Source organism: Streptomyces sp. NPDC127092 (genome assembly GCF_042722475.1).
In the GTDB taxonomy this organism is placed as follows: Bacteria; Actinomycetota; Actinomycetes; order Streptomycetales; family Streptomycetaceae; genus Streptomyces.
This window is the reverse complement of the sequence record NZ_JBHXFE010000048.1, coordinates 31,224-56,751: the sequence shown is the minus strand read 5'-3', so window position 1 is coordinate 56,751 and position 25,528 is coordinate 31,224. Positions and strand designations below refer to the sequence as shown.

At 71.8% G+C, this 25,528-nt stretch carries 20 protein-coding genes and 1 tRNA gene; 12 read left to right on the top strand and 9 right to left on the bottom strand.

All coding sequences use genetic code 11. From position 1 onward, the window contains the following. Positions 1–98 precede the first annotated feature (98 nt). Complete coding sequence (locus tag ACFWJO_RS31120) at positions 99–893, bottom strand: SDR family oxidoreductase (RefSeq protein WP_386870520.1); 795 nt, start codon at positions 891–893, stop codon at positions 99–101. A gap of 82 nt (positions 894–975) precedes the next feature. Between ACFWJO_RS31120 and ACFWJO_RS31115 the strand changes: the two genes are divergently transcribed. Beyond that, a complete protein-coding gene (locus ACFWJO_RS31115; RefSeq protein WP_386870518.1) occupies positions 976–1,812 on the top strand; it encodes a hypothetical protein in 837 nt (278 codons plus the stop codon). Positions 1,813–1,918: 106 nt separating this feature from the next. On the opposite strand, the gene ACFWJO_RS31110 is transcribed toward ACFWJO_RS31115, so the two are convergent. The 3 genes from ACFWJO_RS31110 to ACFWJO_RS31100 all read right to left on the bottom strand — a co-directional run bounded on the left by ACFWJO_RS31110 (position 1,919) and on the right by ACFWJO_RS31100 (position 4,073). After that, positions 1,919–2,119 (bottom strand): DUF397 domain-containing protein, encoded by a 201-nt coding sequence (locus tag ACFWJO_RS31110; protein WP_386870517.1) that lies wholly within the window; start codon positions 2,117–2,119, stop codon positions 1,919–1,921. Positions 2,120–2,354: 235 nt separating this feature from the next. Further along, the gene (locus tag ACFWJO_RS31105) at positions 2,355–3,218 is read right to left on the bottom strand and encodes a helix-turn-helix domain-containing protein (RefSeq protein ID WP_386870515.1); all 864 of its coding nucleotides are present in this window, start codon (positions 3,216–3,218) and stop codon (positions 2,355–2,357) included. Between the two features lie 150 nt (positions 3,219–3,368). Beyond that, the gene (locus ACFWJO_RS31100) at positions 3,369–4,073 is read right to left on the bottom strand and encodes a GPP34 family phosphoprotein (RefSeq protein ID WP_356074051.1); all 705 of its coding nucleotides are present in this window, start codon (positions 4,071–4,073) and stop codon (positions 3,369–3,371) included. Between the two features lie 162 nt (positions 4,074–4,235). Here ACFWJO_RS31100 and ACFWJO_RS31095 point away from each other — a divergent pair, with 162 nt between their 5' ends. From ACFWJO_RS31095 to lepB, 3 genes are all read left to right on the top strand, one after another. After that, a complete protein-coding gene (locus tag ACFWJO_RS31095) occupies positions 4,236–6,689 on the top strand; it encodes a D-alanyl-D-alanine carboxypeptidase (protein WP_386870513.1) in 2,454 nt (817 codons plus the stop codon). Between the two features lie 281 nt (positions 6,690–6,970). Further along, positions 6,971–8,659 (top strand): MFS transporter, encoded by a 1,689-nt coding sequence (locus ACFWJO_RS31090; RefSeq protein ID WP_386870536.1) that lies wholly within the window; start codon positions 6,971–6,973, stop codon positions 8,657–8,659. Between the two features lie 126 nt (positions 8,660–8,785). Then, complete coding sequence (gene lepB / locus ACFWJO_RS31085; protein ID WP_386870534.1) at positions 8,786–9,574, top strand: signal peptidase I; 789 nt, start codon at positions 8,786–8,788, stop codon at positions 9,572–9,574. A 7-nt stretch (positions 9,575–9,581) separates the two neighbouring features. On the opposite strand, the gene ACFWJO_RS31080 is transcribed toward lepB, so the two are convergent. From ACFWJO_RS31080 to ACFWJO_RS31070, 3 genes are all read right to left on the bottom strand, one after another. After that, positions 9,582–11,369, bottom strand: coding sequence for an AIPR family protein (locus ACFWJO_RS31080; RefSeq protein WP_386870511.1), 1,788 nt, complete (start codon positions 11,367–11,369; stop codon positions 9,582–9,584). Positions 11,370–11,503: 134 nt separating this feature from the next. Then, a tRNA-Arg gene (locus tag ACFWJO_RS31075) sits at positions 11,504–11,576 on the bottom strand. A gap of 53 nt (positions 11,577–11,629) precedes the next feature. Beyond that, positions 11,630–13,465, bottom strand: coding sequence for an acyl-CoA dehydrogenase (locus tag ACFWJO_RS31070; protein WP_386870509.1), 1,836 nt, complete (start codon positions 13,463–13,465; stop codon positions 11,630–11,632). Positions 13,466–13,735: 270 nt separating this feature from the next. Here ACFWJO_RS31070 and ACFWJO_RS31065 point away from each other — a divergent pair, with 270 nt between their 5' ends. From ACFWJO_RS31065 to ACFWJO_RS31050, 4 genes are all read left to right on the top strand, one after another. Then, on the top strand, positions 13,736–14,422 hold the full coding sequence (locus tag ACFWJO_RS31065) for a ScbR family autoregulator-binding transcription factor (RefSeq protein WP_386870507.1): 687 nt from the start codon (positions 13,736–13,738) through the stop codon (positions 14,420–14,422). 106 nt (positions 14,423–14,528) lie between these two features. After that, positions 14,529–15,806, top strand: a complete 1,278-nt coding sequence (locus ACFWJO_RS31060; protein ID WP_386870505.1) for a cytochrome P450 — start codon at positions 14,529–14,531, stop codon at positions 15,804–15,806. 128 nt (positions 15,807–15,934) lie between these two features. Next, positions 15,935–16,600 carry a ScbR family autoregulator-binding transcription factor gene (locus tag ACFWJO_RS31055; RefSeq protein ID WP_386870503.1) on the top strand — a complete coding sequence of 222 codons (666 nt, stop codon included), beginning with the start codon at positions 15,935–15,937 and terminating at the stop codon, positions 16,598–16,600. A 414-nt stretch (positions 16,601–17,014) separates the two neighbouring features. Next, positions 17,015–18,742 (top strand): class I adenylate-forming enzyme family protein, encoded by a 1,728-nt coding sequence (locus tag ACFWJO_RS31050; RefSeq protein WP_386870532.1) that lies wholly within the window; start codon positions 17,015–17,017, stop codon positions 18,740–18,742. Here the strand turns inward: ACFWJO_RS31050 and ACFWJO_RS31045 are convergent. Further along, a complete protein-coding gene (locus ACFWJO_RS31045) occupies positions 18,715–19,989 on the bottom strand; it encodes a M6 family metalloprotease domain-containing protein (RefSeq protein WP_386870501.1) in 1,275 nt (424 codons plus the stop codon). The two genes, ACFWJO_RS31050 and ACFWJO_RS31045, sit on opposite strands and share 28 nt — an antisense overlap. Before the next feature lie 231 nt (positions 19,990–20,220). Between ACFWJO_RS31045 and ACFWJO_RS31040 the strand changes: the two genes are divergently transcribed. Both ACFWJO_RS31040 and ACFWJO_RS31035 read left to right on the top strand, forming a co-directional pair. After that, entirely contained in the window at positions 20,221–20,889 is a 669-nt protein-coding gene (locus ACFWJO_RS31040; RefSeq protein ID WP_386870499.1) for a TetR/AcrR family transcriptional regulator, read from the top strand. Positions 20,890–21,021: 132 nt separating this feature from the next. Further along, positions 21,022–22,560: an MFS transporter gene (locus ACFWJO_RS31035; protein WP_386870497.1), complete on the top strand. Its 1,539-nt coding sequence runs from the start codon at positions 21,022–21,024 to the stop codon at positions 22,558–22,560. A gap of 45 nt (positions 22,561–22,605) precedes the next feature. Here the strand turns inward: ACFWJO_RS31035 and ACFWJO_RS31030 are convergent, their stop codons facing one another. Further along, entirely contained in the window at positions 22,606–23,094 is a 489-nt protein-coding gene (locus ACFWJO_RS31030) for a MarR family winged helix-turn-helix transcriptional regulator (protein ID WP_386870495.1), read from the bottom strand. A 108-nt stretch (positions 23,095–23,202) separates the two neighbouring features. Between ACFWJO_RS31030 and ACFWJO_RS31025 the strand changes: the two genes are divergently transcribed. Together ACFWJO_RS31025 and ACFWJO_RS31020 are read left to right on the top strand one after the other, a co-directional pair. Beyond that, on the top strand, positions 23,203–24,009 hold the full coding sequence (locus tag ACFWJO_RS31025) for a dioxygenase (protein WP_386870493.1): 807 nt from the start codon (positions 23,203–23,205) through the stop codon (positions 24,007–24,009). 324 nt (positions 24,010–24,333) lie between these two features. Then, positions 24,334–25,332: an RNA polymerase sigma factor RpoD/SigA gene (locus ACFWJO_RS31020; protein ID WP_386870491.1), complete on the top strand. Its 999-nt coding sequence runs from the start codon at positions 24,334–24,336 to the stop codon at positions 25,330–25,332. The last annotated feature ends 196 nt before the right edge of the window (positions 25,333–25,528 follow it).

The window sequence follows — 25,528 nt, the reverse complement described above, 5'->3', positions numbered from 1 at the left end:
GCAGGGACAAGGCAATGGAGGGTCAAGGGCCAGTAAAATCGTTCTGTTTACTGACCCTTGTTCATGGTTGTGAACGTCGGTGGGTGCTGGGAAGATGGTCAGCGCATCAGCTCGCCCGCGTTGACGAGCAGCGACTGCCCCGTGATCGCCCGCGCCCGGTCCGAGGCGAGGAAGGCCGCCGCCTCCGCCACGTCGCCGTCCGTCGCGAGCTCGGGCAGCGCCATCCGCTCCGTCAGCCGGGCCAGGACCCGCTCCTCCGGCACCTGCTCGGTGTGCGCCGTGAACTGCACGTACGCCTGCACCGGCGGCCCCCACATCCAGCCGGGCAGCACCGTGTTGACCCGGATCCGGTACGGGCCGAGCTCACGCGCCAGCGAGTACATCGCCGAGGTCAGCGCTCCCTTCGACGCCGCGTACGCCGCCTGCCGCACCTGCGAGGGCGCGGCGACCGCCGACTGGGTGCCGATCAGGACGACCGAACCGCCCCGCTCCTTCAGCGCCGGCAGGCAGGCCCGGGTCATCCGCAGCGTGCCGAGCAGGTTCACGTCGAGCACGCCCTGCCAGGTCGCGAAGTCCGCGTCCTCCAGACCGCCGAAGTACGAGTCCCAGGCGGCCACGTGGACCACCGCGTCGATCCCGCCGAAGCGCTCCGCCGCGAGCGCGGCGAGCGCCTCGCACTGCGCCTCGTCGGTGATGTCCGTGGCCCGGAAGGCGGTCCTCGTCCCGTCCGGGTCGATCTCGGCCGCCGACTTCGCGAGGTTGGCCTCGGTGCGCGCCCCGAGGACCGCCCGGCCCCCGTCCCGCACCACCGTCTCGGCGACCCGGTGGCCCAGCCCGGCGCCCACGCCCGACACGACGACCGTCTTCCCGTGGAGCAGCCCCTGGAATGCCATCCGACGCCTCCCTGACCCTGGCCATTGATCTGACGGGCCGTCAGAGTAGGGCCGGGTCAACCACAAGGGAAGGGGAACGAGCATGAGCGAGGAGACGAGGAGCGACACCTACGCGGAGCTGGCCGCGGTCGGCCCGTACGGCACGCGTCCCGGCCACGCCCTGATCACCATGGTGGAACCGCACCCGGGCCACGAGTACGCCTACAACCGCTGGTACGAGGACGACCACTACTACGCCGGGGCCATGGCCATGCCCTGGATGTTCGCCGGCCGCCGCTGGGTCGCCACCCGCGACCTCCAGGAGCTGCGCGCCCCGGAGAAGTCCGCCGTCGCCCGGCCGGTCACCGCCGGCTGCTACCTCTCCACCTACTGGATCACCGACGGCCGCTACGACGACCACATGAAGTGGACCGTCGCCATCAACAGGCGGCTCAACCGCGACGCCCGGGTCTACCACGACCGGACGCACGTCTTCACGTCCTTCCAGGACCACGAGGTGACCGTCTACCGCGACGGGGCCGCCGGGCCCCGGGACCTCCACGCGCTCGACCACCCCTACGCGGGCCTGGTCCTCCAGGTCGTCGACGCCGAGGGCCCGGAGGCGCGGGCGGCGCTCGTCGAGCGGCTGCGCTCGCGCGAACTGCCGCGGCGGCTCGCCGGCTCGCCCGCGGCGATGGTGACGGTCTTCCGGCCCACGCCGCTGCCCGGCGACCGGATGACCTACGTGAAGCAGGTCGAGGGCGTCGACACGCGCCTCACCCTGCTGTGGTTCCTGGAGCGCGACCCGCGCGAGTGCTGGGCGGCGCACTTCGCCGACCTGGAGACGGCGGCGGGGGAGTGGGGCGGGAAGCTCGAACTGGCGGCGCCCTTCGTCCCGACGGTGCCCGGTACGGACCGCTACGTGGACGAGCTGCGCTGAGGCCCGTACGCGAGTCCGTACGCGGGCAAGGCCGAGCCCCCTCGGCCAGGACGGCGGACCGGTCGAGAGGGCTCATTCCTTGAAGCGGTGAGAAACGCGCGCGGGGTCACAGGGCCCCGGCGCTCACCTCGCCCACGAACGTGTTCCACGTGCCCGGTCCGAAAGAGAGGGAAGGGCCCTCGGGAGCCTTCGAGTCCCGCACCGCGATCGCGTTCACGACCGGCGACTTGACCTCGACGCAGGCGCCGTTGCCACCGGAATACGAGGACTTCGTCCAGCTGTCCGTGCCACCCTGAATAATCGCCATTGTTCTCTGCTCCGGTTTCCTCGAGTGCTGGGTGCTGCCAGTAGGAGTCACGCCAACGTTGCTGTGTGCTCTGGCGTGATCGACGCTAGCGCCCGGCCCCGTCGTGTGGGACCGGCGTTCACCCGACCGGATGGCATATTCCAAGTGGCCTTCCGCAGGAGCGAGTCGGGGGTGTACCGTACCGGCCTCTTCCCCCGCGCCCCCGCCGAATGTCGGCATTCAGCCCGCGACGCCCCTATTTTCCGGCGGCGTACTGCTTCGCAATCTCCGTCACGAACTCCCGGGTGTCCTCGACATTCAGCGCCTGCGCCCGAAGGTGCTCGTACATCACGCTGTACTTCGCGACGTCCTGTGCCTTCTCCAGATAGAGGTCGCTCGTCACGCCCTCGATGTAGACCACGGAGGAGTCGGACGTGTCCGGGAATTCCAGAATCGCGTAATGCCCGCTGATGCCCGGATGCGCGCCCATGTGGAACGGCAGCACCTGCACCGTCACGTGCGGCAGGTGCGACTGCTCGATCAGGTGCTCCAACTGCTCCACCATCAGCTGCCGGTTGCCGACCAGCCGGCGCAGCGCGCCCTCGTCGATGACCGCCCACAGCCGCAGCGGACGCTCGTCGTCCTTGATGCGGTCCTGGCGGCGGGTGCGGACCGTGACCCGCTTCTCGATGTCGGCCGGAGTGGACTCGGGCAGCGCGCCGGCGATCACGGCCTCCGCGTAGCCGTGGGTCTGCAGCAGTCCCGGAATGATCTGCGGCTCGTAGACGCGCAGGCTCTCCGCGTCCGTCTCCAGGCCGATGTAGACGCTGTACGGGATGTCGCCGAAGGCGTGCCACCAGCCCTGCTGGCGCGAGTCCTTGGCCATCTGCATGAGCGAGTCGACCACGCGGTCGTCCTCGACCTCGTACACCCCGCACAGGTCACGGACGTCACGCTGGCTGATCGAGCGCCGGCCGTTCTCGAGACGGCTGATCTTGGACTGGGAGACCAGCAGGCGGTCGGCCACCTGCTCGGCCGTCATGCCCTTCGCCTCCCGGAGCCGACGCAGCTCCTGACCCAATCGGCGTCGCCTGACGGTGGGGTTGACATTGGACGCCACGGAAACTGCACCTCCGGCTGTCTGCTGCGTAGCTGTGAGTATCTACCGCTTGGCAGACTGCCACCAAAGGTGTGGTGTGCGCTGGGAAATGACCACAACGCGACGTGCGCGGGCGGGCCGTGAGCACGGCCCGCCCGCACACGGAGGCGGTCACATGGCGGCGCGCGCCATGGTGCCGCGGCGCGGCTGGGACGGCACCCCGCCGGCCGTGGCGCTCCGGCGGGGCTGGGCGCCCACGCCGTTCTGGACGTCCATCACGGCGTGCGCCACGAGACCGCCCATGGGGTCGTGCCGGATCAGGTCGCGCAGCCGGGACCGCGACGACCGTCCTTCGTTGCCCGGGTACAGGTGCTTGCCGAGACCGACCGCGTGGGCCAGCGCGGCGAGCGCCGCGGTCCGCGGGTCCGGCGGTACGCCGGTGCGGATCGCACTGTCCAGCCGGGCCCTGATCTCCCGGCTGATGGCCGTGTCCGTCGCCTGGTAGCGAGTCGTCGGCAGCACCCCGCACATCTGGCCCTCCACGGCATGCACCATGCCGCAGCGCTCCAGATGCGAGAGATACGTCTGGCGGAGCCCCAGTCGGGGCCCGCCGATCCAGTGGACGGCCCGGACCGGACTGCCGCGCCTGCGCAGCAGTTCCAGTGCGGAGTCCAGAGTCGGATCTCCGGTCGGCCGTGGCATCACCACGGCGATACGATCCCCGTCAGGGGCTATCCGTCCTGCCAGAGCCAGCTCCACTAGCTGTGCTCCGGCCAGGCCGAGGTCGAGCGACTGCGGCTGCGCTGTGGTACCCGTGGCCGGGTCCAGAGCGAGCAGCAGAAGCTCCTCCGGAATAGTTCTGCGGCTCCTGCCCATCCATGCCTCCCCGCGTGGATGAATGACAGGGTGACCCCTCTCACATTCATCTGTCGAGAGTGCCTGGGTGGTTCGTACGGGAACCGGCAGGTATGTCGTTCTCGTCTAGCACGGGGGCCAAGGGGTTCACACAGGACACTGGTAGATGGTTCGGACGTACGCATGAGCGATGGAGGAGGCACGGTGGCGGGCGAGTCCCCCGACAAGGCGGAGCAGCGGGAGAGCGCGGTCGGCGGCGACGGCAAGGACCCGCGACTGTCCGTCCTCCGGGACCGGGTCGACGAGCCGACGGCCGTCTTCCGGGCCCTGGCACCGCGGACGGCGCCGGAGGACGAGCCCGGGGAGCCGGCGGAGCCGGCGCCCGTACGGGCCGCTGAGCGGTCGGAGTCCCCGGCGCCTTCGGAGACGGAGTCGCCGTCGGCCGAGTCTTCCGTGACGGAGGACGCGTCCGAGGCGGAGCCGGTTGCGGAGGCGGTCGCGGAGGCGACCGAGGCGGAGACGGCGTCCGAGACGGAGCCGGAGGCGCTGGAGGCGGAGTCCCAGGCGCAGGCGGACGCCGAGCCGGCCGCCGACGCCGAGCCGGCCGCCGACGCCGAGCCGGCCGCTGACGCAGTGGCGGACGACGAGGCCAAGAGCGAGGCGCGGGGCGACGCGACGGACGAGGCCGCAGCCGCGGCCAAGCCCGCTGCCGCCGCCAAGTCCGCGGCTCCGGCCGAGTCGTGGTTCGCCGCGCGCAAGCCCGCCGCGCCCCGGGCGGAGGAGGAGCCGGAGGCCGCGGCCGACGACGAGCCGAAGCCCGAGGAGCCGTCGGCGAAGCGGCCCGACGAGCCCGAGGCGGCCCGGCCCGCGGCCGGGCCGGTCGATCAGCCGACCGCGGTCTTCAAGGCCTTCAAGCCCGCCGAGGAGCCGAAGGCCCGGGCCGAGGCAGCCGCGCCGAATTCCGGGCCCGAGGCCGGGCCCGAGGCCGAGCCGAAGTCCGGGACCGAGGCCGGGCCCGCAGCCGGGACCGAGGCCGAGCCGAAGTCCGGGACCGAGGCCGGGTCCAAGTCGGGGCCCGCGGCGGCGGAGACGCCGAAGCCCCGGCCCGTCGACCAGCCGACGACCGCGCTCAAGCTGCCGCCGTCCCTGTTCCGGCCGCTCCAGGGCGACATCACCCAGGAGCAGGCCAAGCCGCAGTCGAAGCCGCAGCAGCAGCCCACGCCGGCGCCCGGGTCCGCCGCGGCCCCCGCCGCCACCCCCGCGCCCGCCGCGGCCGTCACGGCGCCGGCGGAGGCTCCCGTACCGCCGTCCCTCGCCGAGGCGGAGCGGACCAGGCAGCAGCCGATGCCGCCCCGCCCGCCGCTGGAGATCCTGGCGGAGCTGACCAACACGCCGCCGCCCGCGCCGACGCCGCTGCGCACCACCGTCCGCCGGCTGAAGATCTGGACCCCGCTGGTGGTCCTGCTCCTCGTCGTCTTTGCGGTCGTACAGTTCGTGCGCCCGCTGCCGGACCCCAAGCTGGTGCTCTCCGCGTCGCCCACGTACACCTTCGAGGGCGGCCCGCTGCAGATGCCGTGGCCGAACGAGGGCCAGGGCGCCGCCGAGGTCGAGGGCGTCGGTTCGCTCGGCACGTACGGGCCGCAGAAGCCCGCGCCGATCGCGAGCGTCGCCAAGACCATGACGGCGTACGTGATCCTCCGCGACCACCCCATCAAGGGGAACGGCAACGGCCCGGAGATCGAGGTCGACAAGACGGCGGGCGAGCAGGCGAAGGCGAAGGACGAGTCGACGGCCCCCATCAAGGAGGGCCAGACCTACTCGGAGAAGGAGCTGCTCCAGCTCCTCATGATCCCGTCGGGCAACAACGTGGCCCGGCTCCTCGCGCGCTGGGACGCCGGTTCCGAGGCCGCGTTCGTCGAGAAGATGAACGCCGCGGCCAAGGAGCTCGGCATGACCGGCTCGACGTACACGGACCCGTCCGGCCTCCAGGCGACGACCGTGTCGACGCCGCTCGACCAGCTGAAGCTGGCGAAGGCGGTCATGCAGTACGACGTGTTCCGCGAGATCGTCGACATGCCGAACGTGACGATCGACGGCATCCCCGGCCAGATCGAGAACAACAACAACATCCTGCTCCAGCCGGGTGTGGCCGGCATCAAGACGGGTTCGTCGACCCCGGCCGGCGGCAACCTGCTGTGGTCGGCGTACACGGTCGTCGACGGCCAGAAGCGCCGCATCCTCGGCATCGTCATGGGAGCCAAGGACGCCCCGCAGCTGTGGCAGAAGCTGGAGCTGGCGATCCAGAACAGCCTCAAGCTCATCCAGAAGGCGCAGCAGGACGTCACCTCCGCGGCGGTGGTGAAGAAGGGCCAGGTCGTCGGCTACGTGGACGACGGGCTCGGCGGCCGTACGCCGGTCGTGTCCACCAAGGACCTCAAGGCGGTCGGCTGGCCGGGCCTGAAGGTGGACCTGCGGCTCGGCGACGGCGGGAAGAAGCCCCCGCACGCCGCCAAGGCCGGGGACGTCGTCGGCGAGGTGTCGATCGGCACCGGCACCGGTGAGGTCAGCGCGCCGGTGGCGCTGAAGGACGACCTGGTGGAGCCCGGCTTCGGCGAGAAGCTGACCCGACTGGGCTGATCGGACGGGCACCCGGGAGCTCCCCGGGCGCCCTCCTGTTAGCGTTCCCCCGGGGAACGAGAAGAAGGGCAGCACGGGAAAGGGCCGCATTGAGCACCGCCGAGGGGACCCGTGAGGCCGGAGGCCAACACGACGTGTCTTCACCTTCGCGAATAGAACTCCCGGGGCAGCGGCCGTCATCCGACCAGCCCACCGCCGCCACCGACGGCGCCTCCCGGGGCGCCGACGGCGCCGACGGCGCGGGCGACGCCCCGCGCCGCCGCAAGCGGCGCTATCCCGTCCTGGTCGCCACCGCGGTGGCCGCCCTCACCCACGTCCTGTGGTTCTTCTTCTTCGCCAACAGCGGCGGGGACCTGGCGGCGCAGGACGCGTGGGCCGAGTTCGTCGGCCGGCACCCGGACTCGGCGTACAACCTCGCCTGGTACGGCGGGATGCACCCGGTCTCGTACAGCGTCGTGTCCCCGTACGTCATGTCCGTGCTCGGCGTCCGTACGACGATGATGATCGCCGGCACGCTCTCGGCCGCCCTGACCGCGCTGATCCTGGTGCGGGTGCGGGCCGTGCGCAATCCGATGGCGTGCGCGCTCGCCGGTGTCTTCGCCTTCCTGTGCAACGCCCTGTCGGGGCGCGTCACCTTCGGCCTCGGCATGATGTTCGCGCTCGGCTCGGTCGCGGCGGTCTTCTGCTGGCCGCACCGCTGGCGCTACCACCGCTGGGCGAAGGCGGCCGTGGCCGCGCCGCTCGCCGCGCTGGCGACCGCGTGCAGCCCGGTCGCCGGACTGTTCCTGGGCGTGGTCGCGGCGGCGCTCTTCCTCAACAAGCGGCGCCCCGGCGCGTACGCCGTCGGGCTCGCGCCGGTCGCGGTCGTGGCGCTCTCGGCCTGGCTGTTCCCGTTCTCCGGTACGCAGCCGATGTCGCTGGCCTCGACGAGCCTGCCCTTCCTGTTCGGCGTCCTCGTCCTCGTCCTCGTCCCGAAGGACTGGCGGACGGTGCGGACGGCGGCGGCCGTGTACGCGGCGGGCACGCTGCTCACCTGGCTCGTCGACTCCCAGATCGGCTCGAACGTCTCCCGCCTGGCGATGCTCTTCGCCGGTGTGGTGCTGCTCGCGGCCCTGCCGTACGCGCGGCCGCGCTCGCGCCGCTGGTACGCCGTCCTGCTGGCCTTCGCCGGGCTGAACGCGTGGATCGGCTTCAAGGGCGTCGACGACGTCATCCGCACCGCCCCGGACGCGTCCTGGGCCCGCGAGGTGGCGCCGCTGATCAACCAGCTCCAGGAGCGGGGCGCCGAGCAGGCCCGGGTGGAGGTCGTGCCGGCCTCCAGCCACCGCGAGTCCTCCGCGCTCGCCCCGTACATCAACCTGGCGCGCGGCTGGAACCGCCAGGCCGACATCGAGCGCAACCCGCTCTTCTACGACGACACCCTCAACGCGGCGAACTACCACGACTGGCTAGGCCGCTGGGCCGTGCGCTACGTGGTCCTGCCGACCGGCGCGCCCGACTCGGGCGCCGAGGCCGAGGCCGAGCTGGTCGACGGCGGGCTGCCGTACCTGAAGCAGGTGTGGTCGGACGCCAACTGGCGGCTGTACGAGGTCACCGACCCCACGCCGCTCGCCGACCCGCCGGCGCGGGTGCAGCGCGCCGAGGCCAACGAGGTCGTGCTGCAGCTCGACCGGCCCGCGCGCGTCAGGATCCGGGTGCCCTACTCGCCGTGGCTCGCGCTCGTCGACGAGAACGGCGGCAAGATCGAGCCGCCGCAGGAGACGGAGGCGTCGAAGGCGGCCCGCGAGGCCTCCGAGACCGAGATCCCGAAGGTGTTCGCCAACGAGGAGGGCTGCCTCCTGAAGGCGGAGCCGGACGCGGAGGGCGACGAGTGGACCGAACTCCTCGCCCCGAAGGCCGGCACCTACCGTCTCGCCGCGCCCTACAAGCTCTTCCCGCGCGGCACGACCTGCCCGGAGGAACTCCGCTGACCTCCCCCGCGAGCCCCGGCGGGGTCACCCGTACGGGGTGCGGGGCGGCCGGTGACGGCCGGGCGGCGCCCCGACGGGCATAGGCTCCGTGCGGACAGCACGTACGTGACGAGGTCGGCGGTGGCAGTGGGCGACATGGTGGTGGACGCACGATCGGGTGCGGACGACAAGGAGGACAAGGAGAACGCCGGCAACCGGGAGAACCCCGGCAACCGGGAAAACCCGGGCACGGCGGCCCCGAAGCGGCGCCGCCCGTTCTGGGTGGAGCTCCCGTTCCTCGTCGTCATCGCGCTGGTGCTCGCCTTCCTGATCAAGACCTTCCTGCTCCAGGCCTTCCTGATCCCCTCCGGCTCCATGCAGAACACCCTGCAGGAGGACGACCGGGTCCTGGTCGACAAGCTCACCCCGTGGTTCGGCTCGGAGCCCGCCCGGGGCGAGGTCGTCGTCTTCCGCGACCCCGCCGACTGGCTGTCGAACCTTCCGACGGAGGAGCCCAACGCGGCGCAGCGGTTCATGGGCTTCATCGGTCTGATGCCGGCCGTCGGGGAGAAGCACCTGATCAAGCGGGTCATCGGCGTCGCGGGCGACACCGTCGAGTGCAAGGGCGACGGCCCCCTGAAGGTGAACGGCAAGCCGCTCACCGAGCCGTACGTCTACCCCGGCAACACGGCCTGCAGCCCCGACCAGGGCGGCCAGTTCAAGGTCACCGTCCCGGCCGGCCACCTGTGGGTGATGGGCGACCACCGCCAGGCCTCCCTCGACTCCCGCTACCACCGCGACGACCCGCACGGCGGCATGGTCCCCGAGGCGGACGTGGTGGGCCGCGCGGTGGTCGTCGCCTGGCCGGTGCCCCACTGGTCCACCCTCCCGGTCCCGGAGACCTTCGAACAGCCGGGCCTCGGCGCCGCCCGCTGACGACGCCTCAGGCGGAGCGCGGAGGCGTCAGCGTCACCGGCCAGCGCGTCTTGTCCGTGTACTTGCTCAGCCGCTTGTCGATCTCGGTCGCCCACTCGCCGCCCTTGGCGAGAACGCCCAGGTCGTGCACGTCGGTGGCCTTGGCGGCGGCGTCCCTGCGCTCGATCACCCACTCGTACACGCGCTCCAGGAACGCGGCGTCGAGGAGGGAGATGTCGAGGCCGGCCACGGCCTTGCCCTGGGGGCGGGACGACCTGAGCGCGAACGCGGTGGCCGCCCTCGCCAGGTGGAAGCGGACGTTCGACCGGTCGTACGCACCGCTCAGGCCGGCCACCGAGGGGAGGAAGTCGTCGATCGAGCGCATCACGAGGACGCTGCGGAGGTACGCCTCCAGGGGCGTCGTGTTCTTGAAGACCCGCTCGTACTTCCCGCGGACCAGGGACGACGGCGCGCCCCGGGCGATGTGGGGCTGCTGGAGCAGGATCGCCCCTACCGCCTGGGCGAGTTCGAGGACCTCGACGATCTGGGTGCGCGGCTTTCCGAGGTTCTTGTAGTGGTTCCGCTTCCGCTCGTAGTAGAAGCCCTGGCGCTGGAAGTACTCCTCGATGCTGCGCTGGAAGGGGTCCCCGGACCGGAGGGAGGCCGCCGAGACCCGGTTCTGGCTGTTCGTGGCCTTGATGACCTGCGCGGTGATGGCCTCGTCCCTGGTCTCGACGACGCGCACGAGGATCTGCCGCATCCGGCCCTCGGGACGCGTGCCCACGCTGTCCGGCGACGGCCGGTGCGGGCGGAAGTACTCGTGGACGTTCCGGGACGTCTGGAGGCCGTTGACGATCTGCGGATCCTCGATGTGCAGCATCTTCCCCGAGGGCTGCACCCGCTTGCCGATCACGGTGACCCCGTTGTTGAGCCACCAGAAGTCGGCGTCGGCGTCGTCCCCCTGCCGCAGGGACTCCGCGATGCCGCGGTTGATCACCGTGGCGCCCTCGTAGCCGCGGACGTTCTCCTCGAAGATCTCGTCGCGCAGGCGGCCGTTCTCGTCGGTGATGAAGCTGTTGTAGTCCTCGAGACGCACCAGGGAGACGAACCCGCCCTTCTCGGGCGACATGGGGCTCTCCGACAGCCGGAGCGTCAGCGTGTTCGACTTCCGCTGCCGCGCCAGGGTGTTCAGGTCACCGGCCCCGATGAGGTCCACGGCGACCTTGGCGTCCGGAAAGAGCTCCGCGATGCTCTTCTCGAGACGGGCGGCCTTGCGTTTCACCTTCGTGTGCGGAATCTCCGAGGACCGCGTCACGTACCGAATGCTGATGGACAGCGCCGGAAAACGGCTGGAGGCGGCCAGATAGATGTCCCGGAACGAATCGAACCGCTCCAGGAGCCGGGGATTGAATTCCTCCTCCAGACCGTCCGGCCTATCGAGCCGGAGCAGTACCGGAAGATGGTCGATTAAGAGCTGGAGCGGAATCTCCTTGAATCCGCTCTCGTCCTTCGTCTGGATGATCTCGAGCTCGAGCTGCGGCGTGTTGGTGCCGTGGGTGGCCTCGGACGCGTCCTCGACGATCTGCCCGTCGACGAACAGGTAGACGGCGTCGATCCCCCCGTCGTTGGTGCCGTCGGTGATTCCGTCCTCGATCTGCCGCGAGGAGAGGCCTTTGTGCCGGAGAACGGTGTCCGTGGAACTGATCAGGAAGTAATCCTGGTCGGAGATGTCCGGATACGTTTCGGCCTTGCTCTGCTTCAGCCGCTCCGTCAGGAGCATCACCTCGTTGGAAACGGGCTGCGCAGCTTTGGACATGAAATGCCTCCCCTGTGACTCGACCGACGAATATACCCGTCGGCAGTCGGTCGCACAGGGAAAAAGGGAGCACTGACGCAATCAGGGGCTCTTCCGTCCGCTGGACGGAAGAGCCCCTGATCTGTGTTCCCCGGTGCCCCCGGCAGGATTCGAACCTGCGACACCCGCTTTAGGAGAGCGGTGCTCTATCCCCTGAGCTACGAAGGCGCGGGGCCAGTGTAGCGGGTGGGGGCGGGCAGGTGTCGGGTTGTTCCGGGTGGTCAGGTCCGCGGCGTCTCGAAGCGGTCCAGGTAGTCCGCGTTCGCGATCGGTGTCGCCGCGAGGTACTCGGGCGGGAGGTCGAAGGCGTCGGCCAGCGGCATCAGGTGGGGCGCCAGGGTGGCGACCGTGTGTTCCGTCGTGGTGTGCAGGGCCTCGACGTGAGCGGCGGTGAGGTGGCCGGCGGCCAGGAGGTCGCCGGTGTGGGGGCGTAGTTCGTCCAGGAGGAAGAGGCGGGCGAGGTGCTCCAGGAGGAAGCGGGCGCGCGGGGTGGCGGCGCGGGCGGCCGCGGCGAGGAAGGCGTCGGCGGCGGCCGTGCGGGCGTGCGCGGCGACCATCTCCAGGGCGGCGCCCGAGGTCTCGTTCCAGCGGCCGACGGGGTCGCCGGAGGGCCCGCCGCGCAGGGCGGCGCGGGCGCGGGTCTGCCAGACGCGCTCGACGGCGGCGTGCAGGTCGCGCAGGAAGGCGAGGTCGGTGAGCTCGCCGCGGGGGGCGCGGGCGGGGCCCGCCTCGTGGGCGAAGACCAGCTCGGAGGCGGCCTTGGTCCAGATCACCAGGTTGTCGCCCTCGGCGGTGATGCCGCCCTCCACGTTGAGCGGCAGGTCGGCGATGCCGTTCGCGGGGAAGAGGCCCTGGGCGCCGCAGCGTTCGCGGGCCTCGACGGTGATGTCGCGGGCCCGCCAGGTGATCCAGCCCTTGGCGACGGCGATCAGCCGTTCGGTCTCCTCGCGCTGCCGCGCGTCGGTCGGGTCGTGGCCGGCCCACCGGTCGAGCACGGAGCGGTGCAGGAAGGTCATGGCGTAGGCGGTGGCCAGGGAGCGCAGCAGCCGGCCATGGTGGCTGCGGTGCGCGGTGAGGGGTATCCGCTCGCCGGCCTTGGGGGCGGCCACCTGGCGGTGGTGGGCGTAGCGGACGGCGATCGCGAGGGCGGCGCGGGCCATGCCGAGGGTGCCGCCGCTCATGCAGAGCTTGCCCATGGTGACCCGGCCGACCGAGCGCAGGAACCGCTTGCGCCGGTTGCCGAGGTTGCTGGTGAGCCTGCCGTCCTTGCCGAGCCGGCCGTGGGCGGCCTCCAGCATGGCCTCGCGGGGCAGCCGGACGTGCTCGAAGGAGGTGAGGCAGTGGTCGACCGGGGTGCCGGTGCGGTCGGGGAGCCGCTGCACCCGTATGCCGGGCAGATGTCCTTCGGCGTCGCTGAGCGGGGTGAGGAAGAGGTAGACGCCCTGGTCCTCGCCGTCGACGAGGAGGCGCGCCGCGACGACGGCGGTCTTCGGCCCGCCGGCGAGGCTGGTGTTGGGCATGAACTTCCGGGCCCCGGGGGTCGGGGTGTGCAGTACGAATCCGCCGGTCTCGCGGTCGAGGACGGCGACGGTCTCGAGCGCGGCGACGTCGTTGCCGTGGGCGAGTTCAGTGCACAGGAAGGTGCCGGTGCGCTCCATCGTGGTGTACGCGGTGAGGTCGCGGCGGTAGCCGTCGTGGTCGAGCAGGCTGCCGAGGAAGAGGTTGTAGTGGATGCTGGCGAGCGTGCACAGCCCGCCGTCGACGAATCCGGTCCACTCGTGCAGGGCGGCGAGCCTGCGGGCGTCGTAGGTCAGGGCCTCGGCGGCGGTGCCGGCGACGGTGTCGTTGACCAGTCGCAGCCGCTCGTAGGACAGTTCCGTGCGCTCGGCGGGGGTCAGGCCGGGACGGTGGGCGAAGGCCTCGCCGGAGATCAGCCGGCGCCATTCGCCGTGGACACGCTCGCGGTCGTCGCCGTCGAAGAGGAGGCGGGTGAGTTCGGCCACGGCGCTGTCGTCGGCGGCGTCGTGTCTGAGTGGTGCCTCCGCGTGCTGGAGCATCGGCTCGTCCCCCGAAGTGAGTTGACCGTTAGGGATGGTCTGACCTGCCCAAGGGTAAGATACGGACCATCCGGTTTTGTTTCAATGCCTTGTCAAACCGGTTGGGTGGTTTTATTCTCGAAATGTGGATGTGTAAAGAAAACGGTCTTCGACGGGGCAACCCTACTGCCGGTGGGTGTTCGTCCGGACCGGCCGCCGACCGTCACTCCATGTGAGCCGTTGGAATACCAGCCTCGCGGTTTTTTCCGTCCGTGAGGTACGGAGGATGTAGTGGCGCAACAAGAGCGGGCCATTCGCACACGTCAGAAGATCGTGCTCGCGGCCGCCGAACTCTTCGACGAGGTCGGCTACGAGGCGGCGACGATCTCCGAGGTCCTGAAGAAGTGCGGAGTGACCAAGGGCGCCCTGTACTTCCATTTCGCCTCCAAGGAGGAGCTCGCCCAGGAAGTGCTCGCCGGACAGGTCGCCGCACTCCCGCCGGTGCCGCAGCGCGAGCTCTACCTCCAGCAGCTGACCGACGAGGCGCTCGTCCTGGCCCACCTGCTGCGGGTCGGCGACCCGATGGTGCGCGGCAGCATCCGCCTCACCGTGGAGCAGGGCTCGCTGCACGACGGACTCGACCGCCAGGTGCCGATGCGCGGCTGGATCGACCACAACGTCGGCGTCCTCAGCAGCGCCAAGGAGGCCGGCGAGCTGCTGCCGCACGTGGACATCGCCTCCGCGGCCGCCCTGTTCACCGGCAGTTTCACCGGGGTTCAGATGCTGTCCAAGATCATGACCGGGCACGCGGACATGGTGGACCGCGTCGCCGACCTCATGCGGACCCTCCTGAGCGCCATCGCCGTACCCGGTGTGCTCGTCCGCCTGGACTTCGAACCGCCCCGCGCGGAGCGGGCCTACGAGGAGGCGCTGCGCGCGCGTACCGAAGGCGCCGCCGTCGCGTCGACGTCCGGCTGACGACCTCTCGTCCGAGGGAGGGGAGACCACGCTCTCCTCGGTTGCGTGTGCGGGGGCACGCGCGGAACGACAAGACGCCGTCCGAACCGAAACGGAGAACACGCTCATGGACCGCACGGACCTCGCCGACAGAGAAGGCTCCGGAGACAGGGCGTCCTGCCCGTACGCCCTCGACGTGACCGGACGCGACCTCGCCGGCGAGGCCGCCGCGCTCCGGGAGCAGGGCCCGGCCGTCCAGGTCGAACTCCCCGGCGGTGTGCGGGCGTGGGCCGTCGTCCGCCAGGAGCACGTCGAGCGGCTCCTGGTCGACCCGCGCGTCTCCAAGGACGCCCGCCGCCACTGGCCGGCCTTCGTCGAAGGCCGGATCACGCCCGAGTGGCCCCTCTACCCCTGGGTCGCCAACGAGAACATGCTCTTCTCGTACGGTGCCGAGCACGCCCGACTGCGCCGGCTGGTCGCCGCGGCGTTCACCGCCCGCCGCACCGCGGCCCTGCGCCCCCGGATCGAGGAGATCACCGCCGCGCTCCTCGACGGTCTCGCCGAGCGGCTGACCGCCGGCGAACCGGTCGAACTGCGCACCGGATACGCCGAACCCCTGCCCCTCCAGGTCATCTGCGAGCTCTTCGGCGTCGCCGAAGGCGCCGCCCGTGACGAACTCACCGCCGCCCTGCGCACCGTGTTCAGCTCCAGCGTCACCGCCGAGACCATGGAAGCCGCGCGCGGCAGCGCCTTCCGGCTGCTCGGCGAACTCGTCGCCGCCCGCCGCCAGGTGCCCGGCGACGACCTGACCTCCTCGCTCATCGCGGCCCGCGACGGCGACGGCGACGACGCCCTCACCGAGAACGAACTCCTCGGCTCCCTCTTCCTGTTGATCGCCGCCGGCCAGGACACCACCGCCGCGCTCGTGGTCAACGCCGTCGCCGCCCTGCTCGGCCACCCCGAACAGCTCGCACACGTCCGGGCCGGCCGCGCCTCCTGGGACGACGTGGTCGCCGAGACCCTGCGCATCCACGGCCCGGCCGCCTACTCGCCGCTGCGCTTCGCCGTCGAGGACATCGAACTCGACGGCGTGAAGATCGCCCAGGGCGACCCGATCCTGGTCAACTTCGCGGCGGGCGGCCTCGATCCGCGGCGGTACGGCCCGGACGCCGCCCGCTTCGACGTGCTGCGCGGCGACCGCGACAACCTCGGCTTCGGGCACGGCGTGCACCGCTGCCTGGGCGCCCCGCTCGCGACGCTGGAGGCGACCGTCGCTCTCGCCGCCCTCTTCGAGCGCTTCCCCGACCTCGAACTCGCCTGCGCACCGGAGGAGTTGGCGCCGCTTCCGACCTTCCTCCTGAACGGGTACGGGGCGCTGCCGGTGCGGCTGGCCGCGCGCGACTGAGGGGAGCCGTCCGCTTCCCGGGGCCTCCGTCCCTCCCGTTCACTGAAAAACCGCTCATCCGGTTTGTTACAGTGCGGGAGAGAGTGAGCGGTGCGCGTTGTCACCCCACGGTCAGTGACGGAGGCCCCTTGGCCAAGCAGGAGCGGGCGATTCGGACCCGCAACGCCCTAGTGGAGTCCGCGGCGGCGCTCTTCGACCGGGACGGCTTCGAGGTCGCGTCACTCGCGACCATCAGCGCCCGCGCCGGAGTCAGCAGCGGAGCCCTGCACTTCCACTTCCCCAGCAAGGCGGCACTGGCCGACGCGGTCGTCGCGGCGGCCGGCGACCGGCTCGTCCGGATAACCCGGGAGCGCGAGGCGCTGCCGCTGCAGTCCCTGATCGACGCCAGCCACGAGCTCGTCCAGGGGCTGCGGTCCGACCCGGTGCTGCGCGCGGGCTTCGCCCTGAGCGCCTGCCCGGAGCGGACGAGGACGGCACGGGACCTGCGACGCATGTGGCGCGAGTGGGTCGAGAGCGTCGTAGTGCGGGCCGAGCGCGCCGGGCTGCTCGCCCCCGACGTGACGGCCCCGGACGTGGCGGCGGCGGTCGTGGCGGTGGCCGCGGGCCACGAGGCCCTGGGCCATCAGGACCCCCGCTGGCTGGAGCGGGCCCCGCTCACCCGGTTCTGGGCCTTCCTGCTGCCCCGCGTGGTCGGCGCCGCCCGAGTGGGCCTCTTCGTCGCCTCGGGCGACCCGGAGGCGGAGCCGCCCGGCCCGCCGCCGGGCGAGACGGCCGGGCGCGAGACCGTCGGGTGAGACCCGCGCGACCTTGACCGCCCCGGCGGGCGGGCATAGCGTCGGAACCCGGGCGGCTGAGCAAGCGCTCAGGGCATGGGAAAAGAGGTCGTACAGGTGGCCGAGCACCACACGAAGCCGCACACCGTCCCGACGCCCACCGCCCGGCCCGACAACCCGACACCTACCGGGCCGTACGGCGCCCCGGCCGCCGACGCGGAGCCCACCGGGCCGTACGGCGCGAAGGCACCCACCCGCCCGCACGGCGACCCGCCCGCCGCCCAGGCGGCCACCGGCCCGCACGCGGCCCAGGCGCCCGCCGATCCGCTCGCCGCCCAGGCGGCCACCGGCCCGCAAGGCGCCCAGGGGGCCGCCGACCCGCTCGCCGACCCGCCCGCCGCTCAGGCGCCCGCCGACCCCGCCCTCACCCGCGCCCTGACCGCTCCCGGTGCGCCCTTCGCCGTCGAGGACGGTGTGTACGTGGGCGGGCCCCGGACCCTGCGTGAGTTCGTCGAGGCCACCTGGGGCTTCGGCGACCTGCCCTTCCTCGTCTCCGAGGACGGCGTGACCGGCTACCGCGCCTTCTTCGACGCCGCCTGCGGCCTCGCCCGCCGTCTCCTCGACGTGCACGGACTGCGCCCCGGCGACCGGGCGGTCGTCGCGATGCGCAACCACCCCAAGTGGCACGTCGCCTTCTGGGCCACCCAGCTCGCCGGGCTCGTCGCCGTACCGCTCAACGCCTGGTGGACCGAGGGCGAGTTCGCGTACGCCCTCGACGACTGCACACCGCGCGTGCTGCTCGTGGACGGCGAGCGGGTCCCGCGGGTCGCCGCCTGGGCCCGCGCCCACGCCGTGCCCGGGATCGTGTTCCACGGGGAGCCGGACCGGGCGCTGCCCGAGGGCTTCGAGGCGTACGTCCCCGACACCGACCCGCACCTCGGGCCGCCCGCCGTCGAGGTGCTGCCCGAGCACGACGCCACGATCATCTACACCTCCGGCACCACCGGCCGCCCCAAGGGCGCCGTCGCCACCCATCTCGCGCAGGCGGGCGCGGCCATGAACCCGCGCTACTTCGCCGCCGCCTCCGCGCTGCGCCGCGGCGAACGGCCGGGCGCCGGGCCCGCGCCGGTCTCGCTCACCACCTTCCCCTTCTTCCACGTGGCCGCCTTCACCTCCTTCTTCTCGGTCATGGCGGCCGGCGGCACGCTCGTCCTCATGCGCAAGTGGGACGCGGCCAAGGCCCTGGAGCTGATCCGCGTCCACGGCGTCACCCACTACGCGGGCGTCCCCACCACCGCGCTCCAGCTGCTCGACCTCGCCGAGCGCACCGGCGACCCGCTGGCCTCGCTCGTCCAGCTCAACACCGGGGGAGCGGCCGCGCCGCCCGAGATCACGGCGCGGATCGCCGCCGCCTACGGCGAGCGGATCGAGCCGCGCAACGGCTACGGCCTCACCGAGACCTGCGGCGGCGTGCTCGCCAACTTCGGCGCCGAGTACCGCGCCCACCCCACCAGCATCGGCCGGCCCACCCCGGCCACCGAGGTGCGGATCGACGCGCCGGACGCCGAGGGCGTCGGCGAGCTGTGGCTGCGCGGCCAGTCCCTGGTGCGCGGCTACTGGGGCGACGAGGAGGCCACCCGCGCCGCGTTCACGGAGGACGGCTGGTTCCGCACCGGCGACCTCGCGCGGATCCGGGACGGCCGGGTCACCGTCGTCGACCGGATCAAGGACATGGTCCTCAGAGGCGGCGAGAACGTGTACTGCGTCGAGGTGGAGGGCGTGCTCCACGACCACCCGGACGTCGTCGAGGCCGCCGTCGTCGGCGTACCGCACCCCGTCCTCGGCGAGGAGGTCGCCGCCGTGGTGCGGCTCCGGCCGGGCGCGACGGCCGGCCCGGCGGAACTGCGCGCGCACGTCGGCGCGCGGCTCGCCGCCTTCAAGGTGCCCGCGCACGTCCTCGTACGGGAGGCGGAGCTGCCGCGCAACGCGGCCGGGAAGGTCCTCAAGCGGGACCTGCGCGCGCAGGCAGCGGAGGCCGCACGGGCGGGACAGGCGCCGGAGGCCGCACAGGCCACCCGGGCCGCGGAGGCCACACAGGCCACACACGCCACGTACGCCGCCCAGGCCACGGCGGCTCAGGAGCGCGAGACGCGGATCCGGTAGCCGCCCGTCGCCGGGTCGTCGCCGAGGACGGTGACGCGGATGCCGTTGGTCCGGTCGGTGAAGCTCTCGCCCGGCCCGAACGGGGCGTCGGACAGCTCGGAGTGGACGTTGGGGCGACGGGTGCAGCCGCCGCTGTCGTGGTCGCTGTCGGTGACGGTGACCGGCCCGTGTCCGGTGTCCACGTCCGTCTCGACCTTGTAGACGAGGACGCCCGTCTTGCAGACCGCCTCGTCGTTGCCGTCGCGGGTGCGCACCTCGATCGCGTAGCCGGAGGTGGTGGAGAGCGGGACGAAGGCGAGCTTGCGGCCGCCGGCGGTGGCGAGCGGGGTGAGCGTGTAGTCGAAGTCGCCGGCCCGGGAGACGCAGCCGACCTGCTCGTCGTCGAGCCAGCCGAGCTTCCACTTGTGCCAGCCGAGCAGGTCGTTGTTGGCCCCCCAGTCCTCGGACATGATGTCCCAGTGCCCGACGGTGCCGCCGCCGTCGGCGGTGTAGAGGTCGGGCAGTCCGAAGACATGGCCGTTCTCGTGCGGCAGGACCCGGTAGCCGGTCTCGGCGTACGTCCCCGAGCCGTCGTCCTGACGGCTGTAGACGAAGGACGTGTTGGCGAGCGGGACGCCGTCCGCGTACGGGGCGTCCTCGTTGCCGGAGAAGGTCACGGACAGCACGGTGTCGAGGGCCGAGGGCCCGGCGTTCGGTGTGACCAGGACGTTGAGCAGGTCGTACGAGCTGAAGTCCACCCGCGCGTCGGCGGCCTTCACGATGTCCTCGACGAGCCCCCGGTAGCCCGGCTCGTACGGCGAGCCGCGCTCGACGCCGTACGAGGAGAAGGGGCGGGGCATCCGCAGCCAGTCGGGTATCGGGGTCTCCGGGTGGTAGTGGAGGCGGCCGTACGAGCTGACGCGGAACCATTCGGAGGTCTGGGGGAAGAACTCGCGGAAGCGGGACATGGCCGTGCCCTGTCCGGGTGCGTCCGGGAAGTCGATCATCAGGTTGAGGGCCCTGAGGCGGCCGGTGGAGCGGACGTATCCGGGGGCGGTGGGCAGGCCCTCCGACATCTGCACACCCATCGTCGTGGCGATCCGGCACGGTGCCAGCGGCGCTTCCCCGGGGCCGGCGGCCACCGGTCCCGCCGAGGCGGGGGCCGGGCCGGGCAGGGTCGTGCTGGCCGTTGCCAGGGCGGCGATCGCGAGAGCGGCCGCCGAGGCCAGGGCGATGGGCCTGCGTATGTGTCGGCGGGTGTCCTGCATGCGGTCGCCTCTCTGTCCGCGCCGCGAGTGACCGGCGCCGTGCGATCAGCCTCGGGCGGCGGATGGAGGTGCGCGCGTCGGGTGGCCCGACCGGGGTATGCGAAGGGCGGAACCGAGGGTGTGACCCAGGTCACAGTTGAAGGGGGAAATAACCGGGGATCCGTTCCCCGTTTATGCCTGTGTTCGACGAAGTGGGGACTCGGTCCCCGGATGACCCTGGGAGGTACGGCCGTGAGCAGCAGCACCGCCGACGCCGCGGCCGTGCGCCGCGTGCCCCGCCCGCGGGCGGACGCGGTGCGCAACCGCGAGCGGATCGTCACCGCCGCCCGTGAGATGTTCGTGGAGTCCGGCGCCCAGGTGCCGCTCGACGAGATAGCGCGCCGCGCCGGCGTGGGCAACGCCACGCTCTACCGCAACTTCCCCGAGCGGGCCGACCTGGTCCGCGAGGTCATCCTCTCCCTCACGGCCCGCATCACCGAGCAGGCCGCCGAGGCCGCCGAGCGGGAGAGCGACCCCTTCGCCGCCGTACGCCGCTTCGTCCACGCCGCCGCCGACGAGCGGGTCGGTGCCCTGTGCCCGATGCTCGACGGCGACTTCGACAAGAACCACCCGGATCTGCTGGCCGGGCGTTCGCGCCTGGAGGAGGCCGTCCAGGAGCTCGTCGACCGCGCGCAGGGCGCCGGCCGGATGCGGGCCGACGTCGGCGTCGGTGACCTGATGGTCGCGGTCTCCCAGCTGACCCGGCCACTGCCCGGCACGGCCTGTCTGAACATGGACCGGTTCGTCCACCGTCATCTGCAGGTGTTCCTGGACGGCCTCGAAGCGCCGGCGCGCTCCGAACTGCCCGGCTGCGCCGCGACCCTGGAGGACCTGAGGACCGAGGCCGAGCCCGCCTCGTAACCCAGGACCCAGACCAGGGCCCCGTTTCCCTCCGTCACTCACCCGCCCGCCCGCACACTCCCACCCGCCTACGCCCGCCCGCCTCGCTTACATCCCTTTTTCACCCTTTCGCGCCAAAAGGTGGCTACCCCCATGTCAAAAATCACCGCGTCCTCCCCGCCGGCCACGGCCGACCCCAGCCGCTGGAAAGCCCTGGGCTTCATCGCCCTCGCCCAGCTGATGGTCGTGCTCGACGCGACCATCGTGAACATCGCCCTGCCCACCGCCCAGCAGGACCTGGGGATATCGGACGGCAACCGGCAGTGGGTCATCACCGCCTACGCGCTCGCCTTCGGCGGCCTGCTGCTCTTCGGCGGCCGGATCGCCGACCTGTGGGGCCGCAAGCGTGCCTTCGTCGTCGGTCTGGTCGGTTTCGCCGCGGCCTCCGCGCTCGGCGGCGCGGCCACCGGCGAGGCGATGATGCTCGGCGCCCGTGCCCTCCAGGGCGCGTTCGGCGCGCTGCTCGCGCCCGCCGCCCTGTCGCTGCTCGCGGTGATGTTCACCGACGCCAAGGAGCGCGCCAAGGCCTTCGGCATCTACGGTGCGATCGCCGGTGGCGGCGGCGCCGTGGGTCTGATCCTCGGCGGCTTCCTCACCGAGTACCTGAACTGGCGCTGGACCTTCTTCGTCAACATCCCGTTCGCGGTCGTCGCCGCGGCCGGTGCCTACTTCGTGATCCGCGAGCCCGCCGGCGGCCGCAACCGCTCGCCGCTCGACATTCCCGGCGTCGTCCTGTCCACCCTGGGCCTGGTCGCGCTCGTCTACGGCTTCACCCGCGCCGAGTCCGAAGGCTGGAGCGACCCGGTGACGATCGGCATGTTCGTCGGCTCGGTCCTGCTGCTCGGCGCGTTCGTGCTCACCGAGGCCCTGGTGAAGTCCCCGCTGCTGCCGCTGCGGGTGCTGACCGACCGCAACCGCGGCGGTGTCTACCTCTCCCTCGGCCTCGCCGTCATCGCGATGTTCGGCCTGTTCCTCTTCCTGACCTACTACCTCCAGGTCGTGAAGGGCTACTCGCCGGTCAAGACGGGCTTCGCCTTCCTGCCCATGATCGCGGGCATGATCGTCGGCTCCACCCAGATCGGCACCCGGCTGATGACCCGGGTCGCGCCGCGCCTCCTGATGGGCCCGGGCTTCCTGACCGCCGGCGTCGGCATGCTGCTGCTGACGCAGCTGGAGATCGGCTCCTCGTACGCGGGCCTGATCCTGCCCGCGCAGCTGCTGCTCGGCCTCGGCATGGGCACGGCCTTCATGCCGGCCATGTCGCTGGCCACGCACGGCGTGGACCCGCGTGACGCCGGTGTGGCCTCCGCGATGGTCAACACCTCGCAGCAGGTCGGCGGCGCCATCGGTACGGCCCTGCTCAACACCATCGCCGCCTCGGCGACCACCGCGTACCTCACGGATCACGCGGCGGCCGCGACAACCCCGGCGGCGCAGAAGCTGCTCCAGCTGCAGGGCATGGTCGAGGGTTACTCGTCCGCGATCTGGTGGGCGGTCGGCATCCTGGTCGTCTCGGCCACGATCGCCTTCACCCTCATCAACACCGGGAAGCCGGGAGCCGGTCCGGTGGCCGGATCGGGCTCCGGCGCGGGTGTTGAGGACGAGGTGAGGATCCCGGTCGTCGCCCACTGAGCCCCGCACACCACCTGGCGCACCCTGCCCTGGTCCCGCTGACCGTCAGCGGAGCCAGGGCAGGTCCGCGTTCGGGTCCGTGGGCTGGAGGCCCTCGGCGACCGTCCGCATGATCGCGCCGAGCTGGTCGACCTGCTCCGGGGTGAGCCGGTCGAAGAGCGCCTGCCGTACGGCCTCGACATGGCCGGGCGCGGTGCGGCGCAGCACCTCGTACCCCTCGTCCGTCAGGGTGGCGAACTGGCCACGCTTGTCGGAGGGGCATTCCTCGCGGGCCACCCACCCGTTCTTCTCGAGCCGCGCGACGGCGTGCGACAGCCGGGAACGGGTGATCTTCACGTCCTTGGCCAGCTCGGTCATGCGCATCCGGCGCCGCGGTGCCTGGGAGAGCTGGACGAGCAGCCCGTAGTAGACGTGCGGCATGCCGGCGTCGCGCTGCAGCTGGCGGTCGAGATGGTCCTCCAGGAGGGTGGTGGCATGGAGGTAGGAGCGCCAGGTGCGCTGCTCCTCGTCGCTGAGCCAGCGGGGTTCGGTCATGGATCCATGGTACGACCAGTTCTTGAAAGTTGAACTAGATCGGGTCTAAGCTGTCCGCGAGCAGCAAGCTTGAAACTTCAAGGAACTTTGGAACGGGAGGCGGACGCCATGGACGCCACGCTCGAACGGAACCCCGCCCCCACGCGGATGCCGGCCCTCTACCTCTCCCACGGCGCCCCGCCGCTCGCCGACGACCCGGTCTGGCCCGGCGAGCTCGCCGCCTGGTCCGCGGGCCTGCCCCGCCCCAAGGCGATCCTCATGGTCTCCGCCCACTGGGAAGAGGCCCCGCTCGCCCTCGGCGCCACCGAGACCGTCCCCCTCGTCTACGACTTCTGGGGCTTCCCCGAGCACTACTACCGCGTCCGGTACGGAGCACCCGGCGCGCCCGAGCTCGCCGCGTCCGTCCGCAAGCTGCTGCGCGCGCCCGGCACGCCGGTGCAGGACATCCCCGACCGCGGCCTGGACCACGGCGCGTACGTGCCGCTGGTGGAGATGTTCCCCGAGGCCGACATCCCGGTCCTCCAGATCTCCATGCCCACCCTCGACCCGCGCCGCCTGATGGATATCGGCCGCAAGCTGGCACCGCTCCGGGACGAGGGCGTCCTCATCGTCGGCAGCGGCTTCTTCACCCACAACCTGGCGGCCCTCCGGCACACCGGTGGCGGCGTGCCCGGCTGGTCGGCCGAGTTCGACGCGTGGGGCCACGAGGCGCTCGCCGCGCACGACGTCGACGCGCTGCTCGACTTCGAGCACCGGTCACCCGCCGGCCGGCTCGCCCACCCGCGCACCGAGCACTTCGCGCCGCTCTTCGTCACCATGGGCGCGGCGGACGCGGCCGGCGACCTGGACCGGGAACGCAGCGTGATCGACGGCTTCTGGATGGGCCTGGCGAAGCGCTCGGTCCAGTTCGGCTGACCGCTGAGCAACCACAAGGCGGCGCACGCCGTCTTCAGGATGGGAGCGGAGCCGAGGAAGCCGCTGCTCCGAGTGTGATCGCGGTCTCACACACAACCGCCCCCGCGGCCCGGTGAGCACGCCCCTGTCACCCTCCGTGCCCGCCCTGACCTGCGCGTCCGCAGGTCCTGTCGGCGTACGCCTCCCGCGACGGCGGCGCAGGATACTGCATGATCGCGAAAATCCATGTGCCGGGTGGGAATTCTGTCCTGATTCCAGTCGTTGTTTCCGTCGGATGCAGGGCACCCGCAAGGGTGTCGCGACCTACTCAGCAAGGGAGCACGCATGGCAACCCGTGCCGTCGCCCGTCGTCAGTCCTCCGCCGCGAGCGGAGACAGCCGGGCAAGCAGCGTTCGCGCCGTGGGCGGGGAGATCGCCGACCGCGACCTGGTCGGCATGTACCTCGACGAGATCGCCCGCACGCCGCTGCTCGACGCCGCCAAGGAGGTCGAGCTCTCCCAGACGATCGAGGCCGGGGTGTACGCCCAGCAGATCCTCGACGGCGAGCTGGAAAGCCCGACCGAGGCGACCCGCGAGGAGCTCGAAGCGCTGGTCGCGGAGGGCGAGCGTGCCAAGGACCTGTTCATCAAGTCCAACCTGAGGCTCGTCGTCGCCGTGGCCCGGCGCTACCCGCGCAGCGGGCTCCCGCTGCTGGACCTCATCCAGGAGGGGAACGCGGGCCTGGTGCGCGCGGTCGAGAAGTTCGACTACGCGAAGGGCTTCAAGTTCTCCACGTACGCGACGTGGTGGATCCGCCAGGCCATCACCCGCTCCATAGCCGACCAGTCCCGCACCATCCGCCTCCCCGTCCACCTGGTGGAGGAGCTGGGCCGCATCCGCCGGGTGCAGCGCGAGTTCAACCGCGAGCACGGCCGCGAGCCGGAGCCCGCGGAGGTCGCCGTCGAGCTGGGCACGACGCCCGAGCGGGTCACGGACGTCCTCGACTGGGCCCGCGACCCGGTCTCGCTCAACATGTCGGTGGACGACGAGGGCGAGACGCAGTTCGGCGACCTGCTGGAGGACACCTCGGCGATCTCGCCGGAGCAGTCCGTCCTGACCCTGCTCCGCAGCGAGGAGCTGGACGACCTGATCGACAAGCTCGACAACCGGACGGCCTCGATCATCCGCATGCGCTACGGCATCGAGGACGGCCGCGAGCGCACCCTCACGGAGGTCGGCAAGGAACACGGCCTGACCCGCGAGCGCATCCGCCAGATCGAGAAGCACGCGCTGCTCGAACTCAAGAAGCTGGCCCGCGACACGGGCTTCGACGCGGTGGCCTAGAGCGGCCGGCGCCAGAACACGATGCCCGGCCCCCACCGGAGCCCGGGCATCGGCCTGCCCGCAGAGATCCACGGCGGGAGCGGGGGCCGTGGAGGTGGCCGCGTTCGGGACGTGACGCGTGATTTGTGGCGCGGAAAGAGGGCCCCTCAGCACTGCTGGGACCAGACCGCGCCGTAAATCATGCAGTCCCGAACGC